Source organism: Vibrio agarivorans, assembly GCF_030409635.1.
Lineage (GTDB): Bacteria > Pseudomonadota > Gammaproteobacteria > Enterobacterales > Vibrionaceae > Vibrio > Vibrio agarivorans.
Map to the genome: position 1 here is coordinate 1,136,954 of NZ_JAUFQF010000001.1, position 17,729 is coordinate 1,154,682.

Consider the following 17,729-nt stretch of genomic DNA (forward strand, 5'->3'; position numbering starts at 1 on the left):
AGTATTTAATACTCAATTGAGATGTGCTTTATGATAAATATAAAAGATAACAATCAACACTCATTGACCTTTGGTCGGTACGACAAAAGAGAGGCGATCTATCAGAGCGGAACACCATCAAGTGGTGTCTATTATGTCGACACCGGATTGGTTGGCCTTTATCAAGTATCAGAGACAGGTAAAGAATCTCTTTTACGTATCTATGGGCCTGGCTCCTACTTCGGTTATCGCTCTCTGTTTACCAACCAAAACTACCCTGCAACGGCAAGGGCTATGCTCAAAAGCACGGTGGTTCATACACCAGTCAATAACTTTAAAGAACTTGATAGGCACTCGAGTGAACTTGCAAGCAGACTGATGAAAGAGGTGTGTTATGAACTCGGTGAAGCCGAAAAGCGCTTAATGCAATTTACTGCCTTCAGTGCTAAGAAGCGAATACTCGATTCCATCTTGTACGTCTTCGACCTCTACCCCAACTACCCATGGACATATCGTGAGATCAGTGAATACAGTGGCACCGACATCAGCACCGTCATTCGATACTGTAAGAAACTGAAAGAGCTCGGTTATCTCATAAAGGACAGCAGAAAACCTGTGCCGGTTGATCTACCCCAGCTTGAACATTACAAAGAGAGTTTGCTGCAAAACTCGCTGTCATCAGATTAGAGTAATGTCGATTCACCCACATTCATTATTATCAAATTCGACAAATAGGATACCTATGGTTCAAGTCAATCAATGTCACGTTATGGCCAAACCTTCCGGCTCAGTCTGCAACATAGACTGTGAGTACTGTTTTTATCTGGAAAAAGAGCAGCTTTACCCAGAGAGACAAGCGAATTGGCGTATGTCTGACGATACATTAGAACGATTCATCCAACAGTATATTGAAGCGCAAAGCGGGCCTACCGTTGAGTTCGCATGGCAAGGTGGCGAACCGACTCTCCTTGGATTAGATTTTTACCAACGTGTGGTTGAACTTTGCGCCCAACATGCTCAAGGAAAACAGATTTATCACTCCTTTCAAACCAATGGCCTGTTGATTGACGACAAATGGTGTGAGTTTTTCAAGCATCATAATATTTTGGTCGGTATCTCTATCGATGGTCCACAGCATCTTCACGATCAATACCGCGTCACACGCAGCAAAAAAGGCACACACGCAAAAGTGATGCAGGCGATCGAGCTGCTTAAGAAGCATCGCATTGAGTTCAACACCCTTACGGTTGTCAGTTCTGGTAATGCAAATTCACCGCTAGAAGTCTATGAGTTTCTCAAATCTATAGGCTCCAAATACATCCAATTTATTCCACTGGTCGAACGCCTGTCTACTGACGACAATCAATGGCGGTTAGATCTCGCCTCACCAAATGATCACTCAAAAACGGTCACTTCATGGTCGGTATCCCCGCGAGCTTATGGCGATTTTCTTGTGACTATTTTTAAAGATTGGATAACCAAAGATGTCGGATCGACGTTTGTTCAAACATTCGACTCGACGCTTGCAAGCTGGCTCAATCAGCCAGCGGGTATCTGCACATTTGCTGCAGAGTGTGGCCACTCCTTTGCCTTAGAGTCCAACGGAGACCTTTATCAATGTGACCACTACGTCTACCCTGAATACAAACTTGGCAATATTCATCAGACAACCATCGAAATCATGAATAACAGTCCAAAAGCGGTTCAATTCAGTCGTGCGAAATCTTCCTCTCTAAATAGCAAGTGTAATGCATGTCGCTTCAAATTTGCGTGTCATGGTGGATGCCCGAAGCATCGCTTTATCACAACAAATACTGGTCAACACCACAACTATTTGTGCGAGGGTTACTTTGAGTTTTTCAAGCAGTCAGAGAAAGCGATGATGATCATGGCGAGGCTACTAGAGCATCGCCGTCCTGCTACCGAAATTATGACGCTGTCAGAAGAAGTTGACTTATTTACTGAATAAAAGTTTTAACAGAAGGCAGATTCCACAATATGGGAAAAGTGTAACGAAATATATTAACTCTGCCGTTATCACAATTCTTTGGTTACGTTTCCACTAACATATTGAGCATTCACGTAGTTATAGATTAAATCTATTCGCTTGCTTGATGTAACTGTCACCCTATAGGAAATCAAAATGAATAATAATAGTGGGAATCAATCACTCAACAAAGCCATCGACGTTGTCGATGCTGTGTCTGAAGGGCACCGACAACTCAAGGCTATCTGTGAGGCAACCTCTCTACCCAAGTCAACGGTGCATCGTATTCTTCAAGGCCTTATCGACGCTCGCTATATCCGTGAAGTCAAAGGAATCGGTCTTGTACTTGGCACCAAAATGATTCAGCTCGGCAATAAAGCACAAAAAGACATGCCTCTCAAAGAGATTGCTCACCCTATTCTGTCAGAGTTGGCTGAACAAACGATGGATACTGTTCATCTTGGCATTAAAGATGAGGATCACATTTTTTATTTAGACAAGATCTCAGGTCAACGCCCAATAGAGCTTCGATCACGCATTGGCGATAGATTGCCTCTCGCCTCAACAGGAATTGGCAAATCGTTAATGATTGATATGCCACAAATGGAGTGGCAAAGGCTGATAAAAAAGAATGACAATATTGACTTACCAAGCATGCTCAAACGAATGTCAGCCTATTCTAAGCGTGATTACAGCTATGATTTAGAAGATAATGAAGAGTTAGTTCGCTGTGTCGCAGTGCCGATAAGAAATAAGTATGGCAATATTATTGCGGCGATGTCCGTTACCAGTATAAAGCCTTATATGCCAGACCAAAGAATGGAGCAACTTATTCCGGTACTAACCAGATACAGCAGAATGATTACCGACAGATTAAATTAACCCCTCCTCGTTCAAGTATAAATCGCGTGGCTTAATTATATATTTAGGCCACCTATTTCCAAAATACCCCTTCATACTATCAATTATCATCACTTACGTTTATAACAGTTTATATACGTTAAATCGATAATGTAATTTTCAAATCCATATCCACCAACGATAGATTAATTGCCAAGAAAAAATAAAGCTTTGGCGACATCCATTTATATTGAGCACAAGAAAAGGACCCATTGATATTAGGTCCTTTTCTATTAACCACTACTTTATTGCATACTGTGTGAAGGCGATGATTAGGCCAAGCTTGTGTACGTTTCTACAAACTGCTTCGCGTTACTTTTTATTTGTTCTAAGGTCATTTGAGGTTTGTATAACGCTGATCCCAAGCCAAAACCACTTACACCGGCTTCTATCCAGGGCTGCATCGACTCAGCGGTTGGGCTTATCCCACCGACAGGCAAACATATCGTCTCTTCCGGCAACACAGATTTCAGTGCCTTATATCCATCTAAACCGATAACATCAGCAGGGAATAACTTGATGCCTGTTGCACCATGATTTAAAGCACTGAACGCCTCTGAAGGCGTAATCACACCAGGGAAGACACAACAATCGTGAATTCTCGCCAAGTCAATAACTTCCGGATTCACATTGGGCGTCACGATGAGCTTTGCACCAGTTTCTAATACGGCTTGGGCATCTTTAACATTAGTCACTGTGCCCGCACCGACAAGTGCTCTATCGGCCATGTTATCTACCAGAATTTGGATACTCTCCAACGCATTCGGGCTGTTTAGAGGCACTTCAATAATGGTAAACCCTTGCTCGAGAAGTGCTTCTGCGACATCAAGTACATCACTCGGCTCTACACCACGAATAATCGCCACCAGTGGTACTTGATGATCTTTATGAAAGGACGTCCATTTCTTCATGTTGTTGCTCCATTTGTAACTGCTTCATTCCCGCAATAAAACACTCTTCTCCATCTAATACTTGAGAGATAAATCCCAACGCATTCAGAGCCATTTCGTATTTTTTGCTCAACTGATAACTACCAATTAGATTCAACGGCTCTTTACGGCAATTGATGTGCCCAATGATTGATTTCACCTCATGACCAATCAATAGCCCTGATAGATAGTCCAAAACATCATCATTGTTGAGTTGTTTAAACAAGCGATGTGTCCGCACCAAGAACAGTTGATTGGTTAGACTTTCAACGTTGCTCTCTTCAACCCCTTTCAAAAACGCAACAGAATCAAACTGTGCTTTACTGGGGCCTAAGTCTTTTCCAAGAATGGTATGTTTAGAGAGTACTGAAAACATCTCACCAGTCATGTATGTAGAAAAACTTTGAATAACACCATCGGTGACATTAGCGTATTTACTGTGTGTTCCTGGCAGTACAGCATGAAAATTGACTTTACCCAAGAGCGCTTTAGCACCTATAAGCTGAACTTCCTCACCTCGCATAACATCAAACTGGCTTTGTTCATTTTTGTGTTTTATACCTGGATAAATGGTCGCCTTTGCGCCCCACTCAAGCTCAAACGAAAACGCTTTTTCTGTAATACCCTCAAAACTTGCTGGTGTCTTAACATAAGGCACATCATGCCACCCCTGCTGTGAACCAACCATCCCTGCCATCACAATAGGTAGTCGTTGATAATCAGTAATCCATTCGCTTAACACTTGCTTAAGCGCTTCAGAAAACTGTCCATTTTCAATAGAAAGTAAACCTATATGTTTTTCAATTCTCTCAATCTCTCGACCATCTTCGGTCATAGCAAAAGCACGGAAATTGGTGGTGCCCCAATCAATAATTAACCATGCGGCCTCATTAAGCACATCTCCCATAATTTATCTCTCTTTAAACTTAATTTACTTTAAATTTGTCAATCACTTCGGTATTCACGTCCACACCGATACCCGGCTTATCAGAGATAGAGACTTTTCCGTTTGAATAGTGAATACCATCAAAAATCAAATCAGTTCTAAATGGATGCGACGACTGGTCGAACTCGAGCATAGGTTCAATCGGATTGAGTGAAAGCGGCGTTGCAGGTATTGAGGCAAGGAATTGCAGTGACGCTGCAATTCCAATTCCTGATCCCCATACATGAGGTATCAGAGTGGTATTCGTCGCCTGAGCCATTGCGGCGATTTTCTTACACTCTGTAATACCACCAGAGGAGCATAAATCAGGCTGAATGATGTCTAAGGCACTTTGCTCGAGCCAAGGACGATAGCCATGTTTACCAAAAATTTGCTCGCCTGCGGCAATGTTAGTTTTTGATAGATTCTTAATCTGTTTATAACCAACAATATCTTCAGGGGCGAGCAACTCTTCTAGGAAGTAAGGATTACAATCTTCGGTCTCTTTAATGATTGTTCTCGCAGCGCCCAAATTATATGCCGCATTCGCATCCGCCATGATTTTTATGTCGTCACCAACAGCCTCTCGCACCTGATGAATCAGCTCAATATCACTGTTAACACCAAAACCAATCTTGAGTTTTAGCGCTTTGAGCCCTTTGGCAACATAACCTTGCGCTTCAGAAATTAAATCTTGAGGATAGTTTGCACCTTCTATGCGGTAGAAGCCTGTTGCATAAGGCGTCACCTCTTTTCTAAAGGCGCCACCAATAAGCTTATGGATAGGCTGCTTAACGGCTCGACCTATCGCATCCCACAATGCGATATCAACACCACTGATCGCATTCACTGCAGCGCCAGCTTGGCCATAAGGTCGAGTACGGTTGTACATTTCTTCCCATAGTACTTCGACATCGAACGCATCACGTCCAATCAGCATTGGTTTGAACACATGCTCTATAAATGAAGCTGCAATGTGTGGTGACTGAAGTCCATGACACAAGCTTTCCCCCCAGCCAGTGACACCATCTTCAGTCACCACTTCCACTATCAGAGAGCTGCGCGCATTAACCCAACCTTGAGAAAAATAAAATGGCGTCTCTAGGGGTACTGATATGGCGTGCGGAATAACATTCGTGATTTTCATACAAACTCTCTTATTTATAACGTCTTCTAATAAACTGGACCAGTCATTAATAACGACTACATTTAAATGTCGGAAATCAATATTTTAATTGATTGTTACTTTAATTAAGATAAATTCACTTATTGCCATTGTTCTTCCAATCCCAACGGTCTAAGCCACTGGTCTCTCGGGACATTTTTATCGTCTTCGATTTGCTTATACATTAATGTGATCCAGGCGACATTTCCATCTGAGTGAAACGAGTTCCCATAATCTGGGATAAACCATTCCAGCTCTACTATTAATCTAATTCTCTATGTTAATTTAACCATAAGTAATCTGTTCCAGGCTCATGATTTATTTTTGTAGCGTGGTGGTCATGTCAAGGTATGAAGAAGTAGGAACGCATCAAGATGTATATAGACGGAAAATTAATCGAAAATAACTGTAAGTACTCGGCAATCAACCCTGCCACTGACGAAGTCATTCGTGAAATATCGGTTGCTAACCAAGAGACTGCACAACAAGCGCTTGAATCAGCAAAAAATGCGGAGAAAACGTGGGGTAAGACAACGATAGCGGAACGAGTTGAGTGGATGAAACGGTTGCGAAGTGCACTGATTGAGAATCAAAAAGCGCTACGTATGGCTGTTCATCAAGAAACAGGCAAAAGCTGGGCGTGCACCGAAGAAGATTTCCAATCATTAATCGACAGTTTAGAGTTTTACGCTGACGAAATTAAGCGCTATACCCCGCCAACCATTGTTGATACGAAGGGCGAGTTCAAACATCAGCTTCGTCACATGCCTATCGGTGTGGTTGTCGCTTACCTCTCTTGGAACTTCCCATTACTCAACCTTGGCTTTAAATTGGGACCGGCTATGGCCGCAGGATGTCCAATCATTTTAAAGCCGAGTATCAAAGCCCCACTCTCAGCCTATCTAGTTGGGAAAATTTGTCATGATATTGGTCTTCCTAAAGGCGCGGTGAGCGTATTTGCCGGCAATGATCGTGAAGTGGGTAACTATCTTTCCTCTTCAACCATCCCGCAGATGCTTACGTTGATTGGTTCCATCTCTACTGGCGTTAAAGTGATGCAAGCGGGAGCAACTTCCATCAAGCGATATTCTATGGAGTTGGGTGGCAACACACCATTCATCGTTTTAGAAGATGCTGACCTTGATCTAGCTGCCGACATTCTGTGTGGATTGAAATACAACAACAGTGGACAAATCTGTGTGGCACCAAACCGAGTCATGGTGGCTAAGTCGGTTCAACAAGCCTTCCTAGAAAAAGTGACTGAGCGTGCTGACCGTGTTGCTGTAGGGTATGACATCGAATCTGATTTCGTGATGGGTCCCGTAATTGACAAGTGGGAACGCGACCGTATCCATAAACTGGTAGAGTCAGCATTGTCTGCTGGAGCAACACTCGTACGAGGTGGTCAATTTGACAGAGATGAAGTCGGCGCTTTCTACCCTCCTACGGTGATTACTGATGTCACTCCTGAGATGGATATCTATCAAGAAGAGATTTTCGGCCCCGTTATTAGCATCATGACGATTGAAGATCATCAAGACGTCATCGCAATGGCCAACGAGACCGATACTGGCCTTGCTTCCTACATCTTTAGTCGAGATACCGGTAAAGCTCAACGCATGGCTGATCAGCTAGAGTTTGGCGAGGTGCAAATCAATGGGGTTAAATATGGTATTGACCTACCCCATGTAGGCATCAAGCAATCTGGTATCGGCTGTGATTGCTCAAAGTATGCATTAGATGACTACTTTTACTTGGCACGTATAACTCAAGCAATGTAAACCATTCGCCTCTCCAGCTGTCTTCATACTCGTTTAGTTGGAGGGGTCTTTTTCATTCCACATTGATAAACAACTTATCGACTTCACAACGTTTATGGTTGTGCCAATAACGAGTAAGATAGACTTTTTCTAGTTCAAGTTATTGGCGTAATCATGGCACAACCTACTGCAACCAAACGATGCCCGCTTTGCAACCAACCTAATCAATGCGGTCAGCCTGCAGACTCTAATCAGCCTTGCTGGTGTTTTAACAAAGATGTGCAATTTCCCAAGGGGTTGCTTGATTCTGTGCCTGAAGAGAAGAAAGGAAAGGCGTGCATTTGCAAACAATGTGCGGATGATTATGCCCAGAAAAACGCTATTATCCATAGAAGCTAAGACATACTGCCTCTATGGATAACGCGTGGCGATACTAGTGAGGGGAGCGGCATTCCGACGCTCGTCATTTACTCGTCTGTGGAAATCACTCTTAAACTGTATTGCTCCCGCATTAGTTACGCTTTAGGTTTTTCTCACGAGGTGGGTAAGTGTAAAGATCTGATTGATCGGGTGACCACAATTGCCCACCACCGCGACGTTCTGCGGGATCATCCCACTCATAATGAGTTGCGTTGTCGAGTGATAACATGCCTGAGTTAAGTACATCATCTTGTGCTACGACACTGCTTGCTGAGAACAGACCAAAAACTAAAGCTGCTGCGATTGAGATTGTACGTTTCATAACGGCTTTCCTTAAAGGCTTATTGAATTTATGTTTCTGTCCGGACACCTTTAATCTAGTGCAGGCGAGTCAAGGATGATATAGGGATTTTTCGGCGATCTCGTTCGAATTTTTCGTTGAAATTTTTTGTGTTAAATCTCGTTCGTTTATTAAGCGTATTGATTAATCACAGAAACTTAATATCCTAACTTCTCTCAGTTCCCTCCTTCACTCCACCATCGCCTAACCAATACATGCATTTTTTGCATACGATATAACACAAATAATCATTTGCCTCATAAAGACAAGCTCTTTACTATGCGCGCCACACTATGCGTATCACCATTTAAATGAATCAATGATTATGTTTTCGCAGACATTAAAAGCTCAACTAATACGAATGACCCTATTGCTGGTTGTCGTTCTGGTGGGTGTCCACCACTCCCCCTACTTGCTTGAGGTTTTAGCCCAGCAAGCGATGGATGCCGGATGCCACACTCATGAGAGTATGGATAGCCATGATTCACACCACCATCATCACAATCACAACCATTAAGAGTCAAACATGAGTATTTTTCGTTTTCCTATTTTAGTTTGGCTAGGGATTGGCACACTGATTATTAGTCTAGGGATCAGACAATCATTTGGTATCTTCATGATGCCAATTTCAGAAACCTTCAACACGGGACGTGAGTTCTTTAGCCTAGCTATTGCACTGCAAAACCTGATGTTTGGCGCATTCCAGCCGTTTGTTGGTATGGCGGCTGACAAGTGGGGCTCAAAGCGCATCATTATGGCAGGCGCGGTGGCTTACGCGCTCGGTCTTGTTTTGATGTCGATGACACAATCAACCGGTATGGCCTACTTGTCGCTAGGTGTACTTGTTGGACTTGGCTTAAGTGCCACCAGCTACGTGATTGTGCTTGGCGCAGTGGCAAAAGTAGTACCAGCAGAACATGCAGCGAAAGCGTTTGGTTTGACGACGGCGGCGGGTTCATTCGGTATGTTTGCGATGATCCCAGGCGCACAAGCCATGCTATCGACTTGGGGCTGGCAAGGTGCGCTGCAAGGCTTCGCTCTGCTCTGTACCTTAATGGTAGCCTTTGCTGCGTTTATGAAAACGGCGAAGCCTTCCGACACTGCAAACCAAACCTCAACACAAAATGAGCTGACACTGAAGCAAGCGCTGAAACAGGCTTTCAATCACAAAGGTTACTGGCTTATCCACGCAGGCTTTTTTGTGTGTGGTTTCCATGTGATGTTCATCGCGACGCACCTACCAAGCTACTTAGCGGATAAACAGCTGCCAGCATCAAGTGCTGCGATGGCGCTAGCGTATGTCGGTATCTTTAACATCTTTGGCTCTTATTTCTGGGGCATCATGGCGGACCGTTACAACAAGCGTCATGTCATGTGTTGGTTGTACATGCTGCGCGCTGTGGTTATCGCAAGCTTTGTGGTATTCCCAATCAGTGAATACACCGCAGCTATCTTCGGTGCGGCCATTGGTTTTGTTTGGTTAGGAACTGTTCCGTTAACCTCTGGCCTCGTGCGTCATATCTTTGGTGCCAAATATATGTCGACGCTTTACGGTTTGGTGTTCTTCACTCACCAAGTGGGTAGCTTCTTAGGCGCTTATGCCGGTGGTCTCATCTACGATTACTACGGCACCTATGAGCCAATTTGGTACTCGACTGTAGTGATGGCGGTGATTGCTGGTCTATTGCACCTGCCAATCAACGACAAACCAGTAGAGCTGCAAGCTCAAACCGCTTAACGCTATTAAACCAAATTAATACCTATCAACGCCTCAAGTCTGCTTGGGGCGTTTGTCGTTTCCATAATAAATTTTTGTTTGCAGTTCACGGTTATTTCCCTAAACTCCGCTCTGTTGTTTGGGGAGTAGTCCCGAATACCATGCCCGTTCCTTCCTCCTTTTGCATTGGTATTCGTTTTATTTGTCGTCATCTCGTTAGTGCAAAGCCACTATTCGGCAAATAAGGTTGTTTATACAACTCGACGAGACCAACGCATTCATCAGCCAGAATTTCTGGTTTGTATTGTTTGCGGTTGGTGTGTTGATCCCTACCTTCCGCTATGGAGGTTTTCATGAATTCGATCGAAACCGTGACCACTCTTTCATCATCCAACGATTCTTTGATGATGTATGGAGTATTTGGCCTGTTAACCCTGCTAATGGTCAGCCTAGATATCTATCAAACTCGCGGCGGCAATGTGTCTATGCGTAAAGCGATCAACTGGAGTGTCTTTTGGTTTGCACTCGCATTTTTGTTTGCTGCAACGATTTACCTCTACTGGGATTTCTACGCGCCAAACAGTGTTTATACACCTGAAAATGCGACTGTGGCTTTCCTCACTGGCTACTTGCTTGAGAAGTCATTGAGTGTCGATAACTTGTTTGTATTTGCAATCATCTTTGCGCAATACAAGGTCCCTGAGCATTTGCGCCCACGCGCTCTGCTTTGGGGTGTGATTGGCGCTCTGGTTCTACGTGCAATTATGATTGCTGTCGGTGCACAGCTATTGGCGACTTACCACTGGATTCTGTATCTATTTGCAACATTCCTAATTTGGACAGGTATTCAATTAGCGCGTGAAAATGGCCATGATGATAAGGTCAATAACATTGCTGAGCGTATGATCCGTAAGATCCTACCTATCAGCGATAGCTTTAAGGAAAACCAGCTGTTCTCGCGTCAGAACGGAAAATTGATCGCGACGCCGATGCTATTGGTTGTCGGTGTGATTGCGGTGATGGATGTGATGTTTGCGCTTGATTCAATTCCAGCGATATTTGCAGTCACTCAAGAACCGTTTTTGGTGCTAGCAGCAAATGTATTTGCTTTGCTTGGCTTACGCTCGCTGTACTTTGTATTGCAGGCAATGTTGGACAAGTTCGTGTACCTAAAGCCAGCGCTATCGGTGATTATGATCTTCATCGGTATTAAAATGCTGCTCGTCGATAGTGCGTATGCAATCCCGACGGTGTGGTCACTCGGCTTCCTCATCTCTGTGATGATGATTGCTGTCGTGGGCTCAATTCTTCAGCAGAAGAAAATCACTAAAGCAATGTAATTGCTGATTTCCTGACACGCTAAAAAGCTCGGGGCCACTCCCGAGCTTTATCCAATCTATTCGCTTAAACTTGCGCCATGAGTGCGGATTACTTCTTGATACCAGTAAAAACCCTTCTTGCGTTTACGTTCTAACGTACCGGTTCCATCATCATGACGATCAACGTAGATATAACCATAGCGTTTGCTCATTTCTGCTGGTGAGTCGCCACCCAAATATTTACGCTAATTTACAATGATATTCATAGTTTAGAAATGAATACCATTACATAATAGAGGGATAAAAAATCATCAAAAATAACTCGGAGAAACTTTATGCTCAACTCTCGTTCTTTGTCGATACCGACAATTGTGTTGCACTGGCTTATCGCTATCGCCTTTATCGGTGTTTTTGCCCTCGGCCTCTATATGGTCGACCTTCCTCGCAGTCCTGATAAATTTGCCCTTTACGATATCCATAAATCTATCGGCTTTCTGATTTTACTCGTAGCTGTAGTGCGTATTGTTTGGCGAGTGAAGGAAGGCGCACTACCTGCGGCTTCAGAGATGCCAGCATGGCAAGAGAAGCTCGGTAAAGCCGTTCATGGTTTACTTATGCTCGCGACATTGGCAATGCCACTGTCTGGGATTCTAATGAGCATCGGTGGCGGCCGCGCTATTGAAGTGTTTGGTTTACAAATCATTGCTGCTGGCGAGAAGACACCTTGGCTACAAGAAGCTGCAGGCACGCTGCACGGCATGGCAGTTTATGTTCTGGTCGCTCTGTTTGTTCTACATGGCGCTGGTGCACTTAAGCATCAATTTATTGACAAAGATGGCACGATTACCCGCATGTTGGGTCGCGCTTAGTCGAACGTCGAGCAAAACAGACACACTCGCTGAGTGTGTCTGTTGATTTTTCACTACCTCTTTAAGAGCACGATAGTAAAACGAAAAAATGCAGCTCGAAAGCTGCATAATTCAGAACACTTTGATTTGATATGGATGTTGAGCGTCTTACGCCACTTGCATTGGACGAGTCTTGAAATAGCTACCTAAGCGAAGCGCGATATAGTATTTATCGTAGTTCTTCAACTTAGCGTCATCACGTCTTATCTGTTCAGATATCGTGTATATCGAGCGCGGCTTCTTGGTTGACAGCATCCCCGTATTCAAGATGTTACGATACTCTTTAAATACGTTACGGATATAATTTTCGCTACAAGCAAACGTCCCCGTATCAAGCTGTAGTGGACTTAGATCATCTAAAATGCACTGCTCGATTGCCCATGAACAGCCATCAATATGAGTAACGTATTCCCATTGACGGTCTGAGGTACGATTAACTTGAGCAAGCTCTGAATCCACATCGTTAGACATGCCAACTTTGAAAACAAATGGGTTTTCACTGCTCCGCAGTAAATAGACACCTTGCATCATCAGTCCTTATAGCGGTTTGCTTTTTAGCTGCTCAAGATGAGAGTTTTGCGTTCTCAGTAGCAAGATAATATCCATATTCTGGATCACTTGACGCTCTAGAGATTTACGAATTTGATAAAGACGGATGCCGCCAAAACCAAAACCTAGAACGACCAAGGTCGCTAACACATACACAATGACTTCAACACTCATGACTCTTCCACCCTAATGGGACTTATTCCTGCATAGATTCTTGTGCCTGAATGCCTCCTAACTCAAAGACATGCAAACATTTTGATCTTATTCTGTTTTCTCTTTGTTACAATTTAACGAATAATCAGGACTTTAGTGCGATAATTATCATTTGTTTTTCGCCACTAAAATCCATGCGTCTATATTAAAGCCGAAAACGTGAAAGAGTTGTTGTCGACATTTTTTTCACATTAGCAGCGAATAATATTGCCATCAGTGTGCTCATAATTGCCGTTGGGAGAGAACGATGAAAAAGGTGCTGTTGATCGAAGATAACCGAGAGATTGCCAACATGCTGTTTGATTATTTTGAGTATGTAGGAATGGAGCTCGACTATGCGGATAATGGCGAATTGGGCTACAAACTCGCCAGTAAAAATAGCTTTGACATCATTCTGTTAGACCTTATGTTGCCACGTATGGATGGGCTCACTGTGTGTGAAAAATTACGTGAGCAAGGAAATAACACCCCGATACTCATGCTGACGGCACTCGACAGCCGTGAAGATATGCTCAAAGGCTTTAATTATGGAGCCGACGACTACCTCACCAAGCCTTTTGACCTCGACATTTTAGAGGCTCGTATGGGTGCACTCATAAGACGTTATCGTGGTGCTGTGGCCACCAGCAACCTTGAGTATGGCGATATCATGATTAAATCGGCCACTCGACAGGCCTACCGCCAAGATAAGTTGCTGGCCCTCAACCCAACCACCTACAAAATTCTCGATATGCTGGTACGTAAAGCGCCGGACATTTTGACTCGTCAAGAAATCGCTGAAGCTCTTTGGGAAGAGCAAGAGCCTAATAACGATGTGCTTAGAAGTCATATTTACCAACTGCGTAATCAACTTGATAAACCCTTCGACAAAGCGGTGTTAATGACTGTCCCTAAAATTGGATTCCGCCTGGAGTATTAATGACACGACACTTATTTGCTAACACACACAGCTTAACCGGGCGTTTAGCTTGGTTCTTCGGCCTCTTCTCTGTTGTGATTGGAGTAGTCTGTTTTATTTTGATTGCAGGCTCTCTCTACTGGTCTGAAGATCGTGTTGGTGAACGTCGAATTATCATTGATCGCGATGATGCCATCTCCTATTTTAACGTCTTTCCTCAAGCATTATCGGTAAAACTAGACTCCCTTACCTCTGCTTATAGCAGTGTTGACGCTGTGCCAGAAGAGTATAGACATTTACTGCAAGGCAAAGACTCATTTTTGGGGGAAGTGGGCTCAGATCCTGATTCTCATATGATTTACATGGACAGCTTTTATTCACAAGGAGAGAAGCGACAGATCATTGTCATTTCATTGGTGGATCAAGTCGAGATCTCACAGCGTGAGTTTGTCTTTGTGGTCGGTATTGCCCTTACGTTAGTCAGTATTATGCTGGTAGTCTTTGGCCTTTTACTTAATCGCCTATCTACCCGACTCATCGAGCCCGTCAATCAACTTTCGACTCAGCTCCAAGCTCGCGAAGGTGACACTTCACAACAGTTTGAGGTTTCAGAGAGCGCGGCTTCCGAATTCCAGATCCTCTCTCAGCAACTCAATCATTACCGTAGGCAAGTCAATACGCTGATCAAGCGTGAGCAAGCTTTTGCCCGTTACGCTAGCCATGAATTGCGAACGCCACTGACGGTCATGAAAGGCTCTTCTTCACTGCTTGCACGGGGAGATCATAACGAATTCGAACAGCGCCAAATCGAGCGGATCAAAGAAGCCACAAACACCATGTCGAGCATGGTAGATGCACTGCTTAGCCTTGTACGCTACGAACGAAATCAAGAAGATACGCCACTACGAATCATCTCTGAGCAAGAGATCGACTATGTACTCCAGCAACATCAAGCGCAGGCTGATCAAAAGCAAATCGCTTTCTCTACCGATTACCAAGGCTCACCAGAAACAAAGGCCTCTAGCGCTGTCATTCATATTCTGTTGAGTAATCTAATCAGAAATGCGATTGCCGCCAGCTCTGAGGGTGAAATCCAAGTTTTAATCGACTCGAATAAACTTCAGGTCGTTGACCAAGGACGGGGGCTCAATGAAAGCGACGCCACCAAAGAGAGCGCAACAGAAGGTCACGGGCTGGGACTTCTTATCATCCATGACCTATGTGAGCGCTATCGATGGCACTTTGAATTAACTAACTCTGCTAACAAAGGCTGCATCGCTACAATCCACTTTCAGCGCGACAACTGATCAATTGGCCTGCACTAAACACACCGGAGCATGAGAAGTGATTCGATAACCCGTTGCTTGCAGCGAGCCTGTCTCGGTGCAACGCGCAAAGCTTTCGATATCATTGGAGTGTTGATTGGCAACAATCACCCACTGTCCATCACTTGAGATAGCGAAATCTCTTGGAAAGTCACCGTTCATCTTGTATTCAGCAACGCGAGTAAGAGACTCAGATTCGATATTGAACTGCACTAACGTATTTTGCGCTCGACAAGACACATAGACAAAGCGCCCATCTGGAGACATTTTTATCGCAGCCGCGGCTTCTCCAACTTCGCTATCAGGCATTAGCGCCTGCTCATCAACAATCTGCCACTGTGATTGAGAGTAAGTTAAACTCACTAGGGTCTCGGTTAGCTCACAGACAACATACGCCTGAGTTTCATCAGCAGAAAGTACCATGTGCCTTGGGCCACTGCCTGCTGGCAAAGTGATGGTTTGAACTAATGAAACAGCATCACTCTCGGCATCTAACTGGTAACAATGAATAGAGTCCGTTCCAAGATCAACGGTCATCAACTCTGAACGGTGCTTAAGAAACATCACCATATGCGCGTGAGAAGATTCTTGTCTGCCCTTATTGGGCCCATCACCCGCCATTTGCAAACAAGCTACACGCTCAGACACTTGACCTTGTTCATCTAGCTTATAGAGATTGACATTACCCGAGACATAATGAGCCAGTGCCAGCCAATTCTCGGCCTCATCGATATCAATATGACATGGGTAATCACCTTGGCTAGCAGACCAAATCAATACTCCACTTGGCGTCTGATGGATAAGTCGAGACCCTTCTTGTTGAGCAATTTCATTAAAGGTGTAGAGGCCATTGGAGCTCGTCGCGAGGTAAGATGGGTTCTTAGTGTCCACAATAACACCGGAATCACTCAGCGCTCCGGTGTGAAGATCCAACAGGATTTTACTGATTCCTGATGCTTGGTTTGGGTCTGAATAACACCCAACGTAAAATGAAATTTGATTCTGGTTCATGATGCTCAATTGAAAACGATAGAAATGACCATCAGATTGCCCAAGCATCAAAAGACACGCAATGACAGTAAGTTGAAATGTGAATACGCTCCGATAAGCGAGTGAAATATCGAGAAACTCGTACCTGTTCGCGGCGGTTTATGCTCGCATATTACTATCGTCTTTGATAAGTTACGCGCGATCCTGAACGCTGCCTCTCAAAAGACTAGAACGCCACTATGCCTTCACCATATAAAATTAAAAAAATCGTTGAAATCGGAGACACGCTTCACCGTTGTGGCTGCCCTCCGTACAAAGTAGAAAAATACGCACAGTACTATGCCAATAAGCATGGTGTTGATGTCATGGTGCAAGCCACACCGACAGCGATCAACTATCAGTTTCCTGATAAAAATAACACTGTCGTGTTGAAACGTCTCAAGCCTGCCTCAATCAACTTAGGCTTATTGGCAAATACCATCGACCGCATCAATCGCCCATCGAAAGAGCCTGTCCCTGAAGCGGTGACGTATCCGAAATGGATTGTCGCTTTGGCTAACATGGGTATTCCACCAGCATACTTAATGTTAGTAGGCAGTACCCTAGAAGCCGTGGGGTACTCCGCTATTCTTGGCTTCATTGTTTGGTTGGTGCAGCAAGTTTGCCACGGCCGCCGCGCGATAGCTGTTGAGTTTATCTCTGCCCTGCTCACCGGTATGTTCGTCGCCTATATCGTGAGTGTTGGTGCCAATGTGCCGGTTTGGGCTCTTTGTATTGCCTCTATAGTCCTTTTCGTTCCCGGTTTATCCATCGCCAACTCACTCGAGTGTTTGGCCTTTAACGATCTGGTTTCTGGCACCGCTTTGCTTGGCCAAAGTGCCTTAACCCTGATTAAGCTGTTTGTTGGCGTAGTGATTGGTCTCAACATCGGTGAATCATGGTGGGGGCAAGTCGACTCGATCTCCTACACCAACGAAGTGCCACTCTGGATGCACTATTTTGGTTTGTTACTGATCTCAACCTCGATTGGTGTCATGTTTAACGCTAGACCAAAAGACATTCTATTAGGCTTACCGGTCGCAGTATTAGGTATGTGGGGCCCCTTTTATCTGGGCTTTGAAAGTGGCTGGGTGGTAGGCACTTGGGTGACCACCGTTCTGATCACCCTATACGGCACATGGATAGCGAAACGCCTTGATCTCACGGGTTCGATTTATATCGTACAAGGGATCATTATTCTGGTTCCGGGTAGCCGCGTGTTGGTAAGTGCCAGCCAATCTGTGTTTGAGCAGTCAGTCTTACCCATTCCAGATATTGGGCTCTCGGCGGTCTTTATGTTCTCAGCCATCGTTGCTGGGCAAATTACGGCCTATTCCATCTATTCGCCAAAAATAGACCGTTAAAA

At 44.3% G+C, this 17,729-nt stretch carries 19 protein-coding genes and 1 pseudogene; 12 read left to right on the forward strand and 8 right to left on the reverse strand.

Annotated features, from left to right (window positions below; all coding sequences use genetic code 11):
• Positions 1-30 precede the first annotated feature (30 nt).
• From QWZ05_RS04980 to QWZ05_RS04990, 3 genes are all read left to right on the forward strand, one after another.
• A complete protein-coding gene (locus tag QWZ05_RS04980; protein ID WP_264876721.1) occupies positions 31-666 on the forward strand; it encodes a Crp/Fnr family transcriptional regulator in 636 nt (211 codons plus the stop codon).
• Between the two features lie 55 nt (positions 667-721).
• Positions 722-1,948: an anaerobic sulfatase maturase gene (locus QWZ05_RS04985; protein ID WP_290296930.1), complete on the forward strand. Its 1,227-nt coding sequence runs from the start codon at positions 722-724 to the stop codon at positions 1,946-1,948.
• Positions 1,949-2,122: 174 nt separating this feature from the next.
• Positions 2,123-2,848: an IclR family transcriptional regulator gene (locus QWZ05_RS04990; protein WP_290296932.1), complete on the forward strand. Its 726-nt coding sequence runs from the start codon at positions 2,123-2,125 to the stop codon at positions 2,846-2,848.
• Positions 2,849-3,138: 290 nt separating this feature from the next.
• Here QWZ05_RS04990 and QWZ05_RS04995 read toward each other — a convergent pair whose 3' ends face one another.
• Genes QWZ05_RS04995 through QWZ05_RS05005 form a run of 3 tightly spaced genes read right to left on the reverse strand, consistent with a single transcriptional unit; the run spans position 3,139 to position 5,867 of the window.
• Positions 3,139-3,777 (reverse strand): 2-dehydro-3-deoxy-6-phosphogalactonate aldolase, encoded by a 639-nt coding sequence (locus QWZ05_RS04995; RefSeq protein ID WP_290296934.1) that lies wholly within the window; start codon positions 3,775-3,777, stop codon positions 3,139-3,141.
• Positions 3,752-4,702 (reverse strand): 2-dehydro-3-deoxygalactonokinase, encoded by a 951-nt coding sequence (locus QWZ05_RS05000; protein WP_290296936.1) that lies wholly within the window; start codon positions 4,700-4,702, stop codon positions 3,752-3,754. Before QWZ05_RS05000 ends, QWZ05_RS04995 begins: the two co-directional genes overlap by 26 nt.
• A 19-nt stretch (positions 4,703-4,721) precedes the next feature.
• Positions 4,722-5,867, reverse strand: coding sequence for a mandelate racemase/muconate lactonizing enzyme family protein (locus QWZ05_RS05005; protein ID WP_290296938.1), 1,146 nt, complete (start codon positions 5,865-5,867; stop codon positions 4,722-4,724).
• A gap of 392 nt (positions 5,868-6,259) precedes the next feature.
• Between QWZ05_RS05005 and QWZ05_RS05010 the strand changes: the two genes are divergently transcribed.
• A complete protein-coding gene (locus tag QWZ05_RS05010) occupies positions 6,260-7,666 on the forward strand; it encodes an aldehyde dehydrogenase family protein (protein WP_264876727.1) in 1,407 nt (468 codons plus the stop codon).
• Positions 7,667-7,819: 153 nt separating this feature from the next.
• The gene (locus tag QWZ05_RS22300) at positions 7,820-8,044 is read left to right on the forward strand and encodes a cysteine-rich CWC family protein (protein WP_353958876.1); all 225 of its coding nucleotides are present in this window, start codon (positions 7,820-7,822) and stop codon (positions 8,042-8,044) included.
• Positions 8,045-8,156: 112 nt separating this feature from the next.
• Here the strand turns inward: QWZ05_RS22300 and QWZ05_RS05015 are convergent, their stop codons facing one another.
• Positions 8,157-8,387 (reverse strand): hypothetical protein, encoded by a 231-nt coding sequence (locus QWZ05_RS05015; RefSeq protein WP_264876728.1) that lies wholly within the window; start codon positions 8,385-8,387, stop codon positions 8,157-8,159.
• Between the two features lie 343 nt (positions 8,388-8,730).
• On the opposite strand from QWZ05_RS05015, the gene QWZ05_RS05020 reads away from it, so the two are divergent.
• From QWZ05_RS05020 to QWZ05_RS05030, 3 genes are all read left to right on the forward strand, one after another.
• Positions 8,731-8,922 (forward strand): hypothetical protein, encoded by a 192-nt coding sequence (locus tag QWZ05_RS05020; RefSeq protein WP_290296941.1) that lies wholly within the window; start codon positions 8,731-8,733, stop codon positions 8,920-8,922.
• Between the two features lie 9 nt (positions 8,923-8,931).
• Complete coding sequence (locus QWZ05_RS05025) at positions 8,932-10,143, forward strand: MFS transporter (RefSeq protein ID WP_264876730.1); 1,212 nt, start codon at positions 8,932-8,934, stop codon at positions 10,141-10,143.
• 332 nt (positions 10,144-10,475) lie between these two features.
• Positions 10,476-11,462: a TerC/Alx family metal homeostasis membrane protein gene (locus QWZ05_RS05030; RefSeq protein WP_290296945.1), complete on the forward strand. Its 987-nt coding sequence runs from the start codon at positions 10,476-10,478 to the stop codon at positions 11,460-11,462.
• Positions 11,463-11,518: 56 nt separating this feature from the next.
• Here QWZ05_RS05030 and QWZ05_RS05035 read toward each other — a convergent pair.
• Positions 11,519-11,677 (reverse strand): annotated as a pseudogene (locus QWZ05_RS05035) (family 1 glycosylhydrolase); the annotation flags it as partial.
• A 99-nt stretch (positions 11,678-11,776) separates the two neighbouring features.
• Between QWZ05_RS05035 and QWZ05_RS05040 the strand changes: the two are divergent.
• A complete protein-coding gene (locus tag QWZ05_RS05040) occupies positions 11,777-12,310 on the forward strand; it encodes a cytochrome b (RefSeq protein WP_289963637.1) in 534 nt (177 codons plus the stop codon).
• Positions 12,311-12,457: 147 nt separating this feature from the next.
• Here the strand turns inward: QWZ05_RS05040 and QWZ05_RS05045 are convergent, their stop codons facing one another.
• Both QWZ05_RS05045 and QWZ05_RS05050 read right to left on the reverse strand, forming a co-directional pair.
• Positions 12,458-12,877: a GIY-YIG nuclease family protein gene (locus QWZ05_RS05045; protein ID WP_290296948.1), complete on the reverse strand. Its 420-nt coding sequence runs from the start codon at positions 12,875-12,877 to the stop codon at positions 12,458-12,460.
• Between the two features lie 9 nt (positions 12,878-12,886).
• Positions 12,887-13,072, reverse strand: a complete 186-nt coding sequence (locus tag QWZ05_RS05050) for a hypothetical protein (RefSeq protein ID WP_264876734.1) — start codon at positions 13,070-13,072, stop codon at positions 12,887-12,889.
• A gap of 286 nt (positions 13,073-13,358) precedes the next feature.
• Here QWZ05_RS05050 and QWZ05_RS05055 point away from each other — a divergent pair, with 286 nt between their 5' ends.
• Both QWZ05_RS05055 and QWZ05_RS05060 read left to right on the forward strand, forming a co-directional pair.
• Positions 13,359-14,030, forward strand: coding sequence for a response regulator transcription factor (locus QWZ05_RS05055; RefSeq protein WP_290296950.1), 672 nt, complete (start codon positions 13,359-13,361; stop codon positions 14,028-14,030).
• Positions 14,030-15,316, forward strand: coding sequence for a sensor histidine kinase (locus tag QWZ05_RS05060; RefSeq protein WP_290296952.1), 1,287 nt, complete (start codon positions 14,030-14,032; stop codon positions 15,314-15,316). The genes QWZ05_RS05055 and QWZ05_RS05060 overlap by 1 nt, the downstream gene beginning before the upstream one ends.
• Here the strand turns inward: QWZ05_RS05060 and QWZ05_RS05065 are convergent, their stop codons facing one another.
• Positions 15,317-16,345 (reverse strand): lactonase family protein, encoded by a 1,029-nt coding sequence (locus QWZ05_RS05065; RefSeq protein ID WP_290296954.1) that lies wholly within the window; start codon positions 16,343-16,345, stop codon positions 15,317-15,319.
• A 218-nt stretch (positions 16,346-16,563) separates the two neighbouring features.
• Between QWZ05_RS05065 and QWZ05_RS05070 the strand changes: the two genes are divergently transcribed.
• Positions 16,564-17,727, forward strand: a complete 1,164-nt coding sequence (locus tag QWZ05_RS05070; RefSeq protein WP_290296956.1) for a threonine/serine exporter family protein — start codon at positions 16,564-16,566, stop codon at positions 17,725-17,727.
• The last annotated feature ends 2 nt before the right edge of the window (positions 17,728-17,729 follow it).

Bases quoted from the DNA above. Each gene is read 5' to 3' on its own strand.
- QWZ05_RS05030 (WP_290296945.1), top strand. From the start codon at position 10,476: ATGAATTCGATCGAAACCGTGACCACTCTTTCATCATCCAACGATTCT.
- QWZ05_RS04990 (WP_290296932.1), top strand. From the start codon at position 2,123: ATGAATAATAATAGTGGGAATCAATCACTCAACAAAGCCATCGACGTT.
- QWZ05_RS05005 (WP_290296938.1), bottom strand. From the start codon at position 5,867: ATGAAAATCACGAATGTTATTCCGCACGCCATATCAGTACCCCTAGAG.
- QWZ05_RS05045 (WP_290296948.1), bottom strand. From the start codon at position 12,877: ATGCAAGGTGTCTATTTACTGCGGAGCAGTGAAAACCCATTTGTTTTC.
- QWZ05_RS04995 (WP_290296934.1), bottom strand. From the start codon at position 3,777: ATGAAGAAATGGACGTCCTTTCATAAAGATCATCAAGTACCACTGGTG.
- QWZ05_RS05000 (WP_290296936.1), bottom strand. From the start codon at position 4,702: ATGGGAGATGTGCTTAATGAGGCCGCATGGTTAATTATTGATTGGGGC.
- QWZ05_RS05055 (WP_290296950.1), top strand. From the start codon at position 13,359: ATGAAAAAGGTGCTGTTGATCGAAGATAACCGAGAGATTGCCAACATG.
- QWZ05_RS05040 (WP_289963637.1), top strand. From the start codon at position 11,777: ATGCTCAACTCTCGTTCTTTGTCGATACCGACAATTGTGTTGCACTGG.
- QWZ05_RS05015 (WP_264876728.1), bottom strand. From the start codon at position 8,387: ATGAAACGTACAATCTCAATCGCAGCAGCTTTAGTTTTTGGTCTGTTC.
- QWZ05_RS04985 (WP_290296930.1), top strand. From the start codon at position 722: ATGGTTCAAGTCAATCAATGTCACGTTATGGCCAAACCTTCCGGCTCA.
- QWZ05_RS05065 (WP_290296954.1), bottom strand. From the start codon at position 16,345: ATGAACCAGAATCAAATTTCATTTTACGTTGGGTGTTATTCAGACCCA.
- QWZ05_RS05050 (WP_264876734.1), bottom strand. From the start codon at position 13,072: ATGAGTGTTGAAGTCATTGTGTATGTGTTAGCGACCTTGGTCGTTCTA.
- QWZ05_RS05010 (WP_264876727.1), top strand. From the start codon at position 6,260: ATGTATATAGACGGAAAATTAATCGAAAATAACTGTAAGTACTCGGCA.
- QWZ05_RS05060 (WP_290296952.1), top strand. From the start codon at position 14,030: ATGACACGACACTTATTTGCTAACACACACAGCTTAACCGGGCGTTTA.
- QWZ05_RS05025 (WP_264876730.1), top strand. From the start codon at position 8,932: ATGAGTATTTTTCGTTTTCCTATTTTAGTTTGGCTAGGGATTGGCACA.
- QWZ05_RS05020 (WP_290296941.1), top strand. From the start codon at position 8,731: ATGTTTTCGCAGACATTAAAAGCTCAACTAATACGAATGACCCTATTG.
- QWZ05_RS05070 (WP_290296956.1), top strand. From the start codon at position 16,564: ATGCCTTCACCATATAAAATTAAAAAAATCGTTGAAATCGGAGACACG.
- QWZ05_RS04980 (WP_264876721.1), top strand. From the start codon at position 31: ATGATAAATATAAAAGATAACAATCAACACTCATTGACCTTTGGTCGG.
- QWZ05_RS22300 (WP_353958876.1), top strand. From the start codon at position 7,820: ATGGCACAACCTACTGCAACCAAACGATGCCCGCTTTGCAACCAACCT.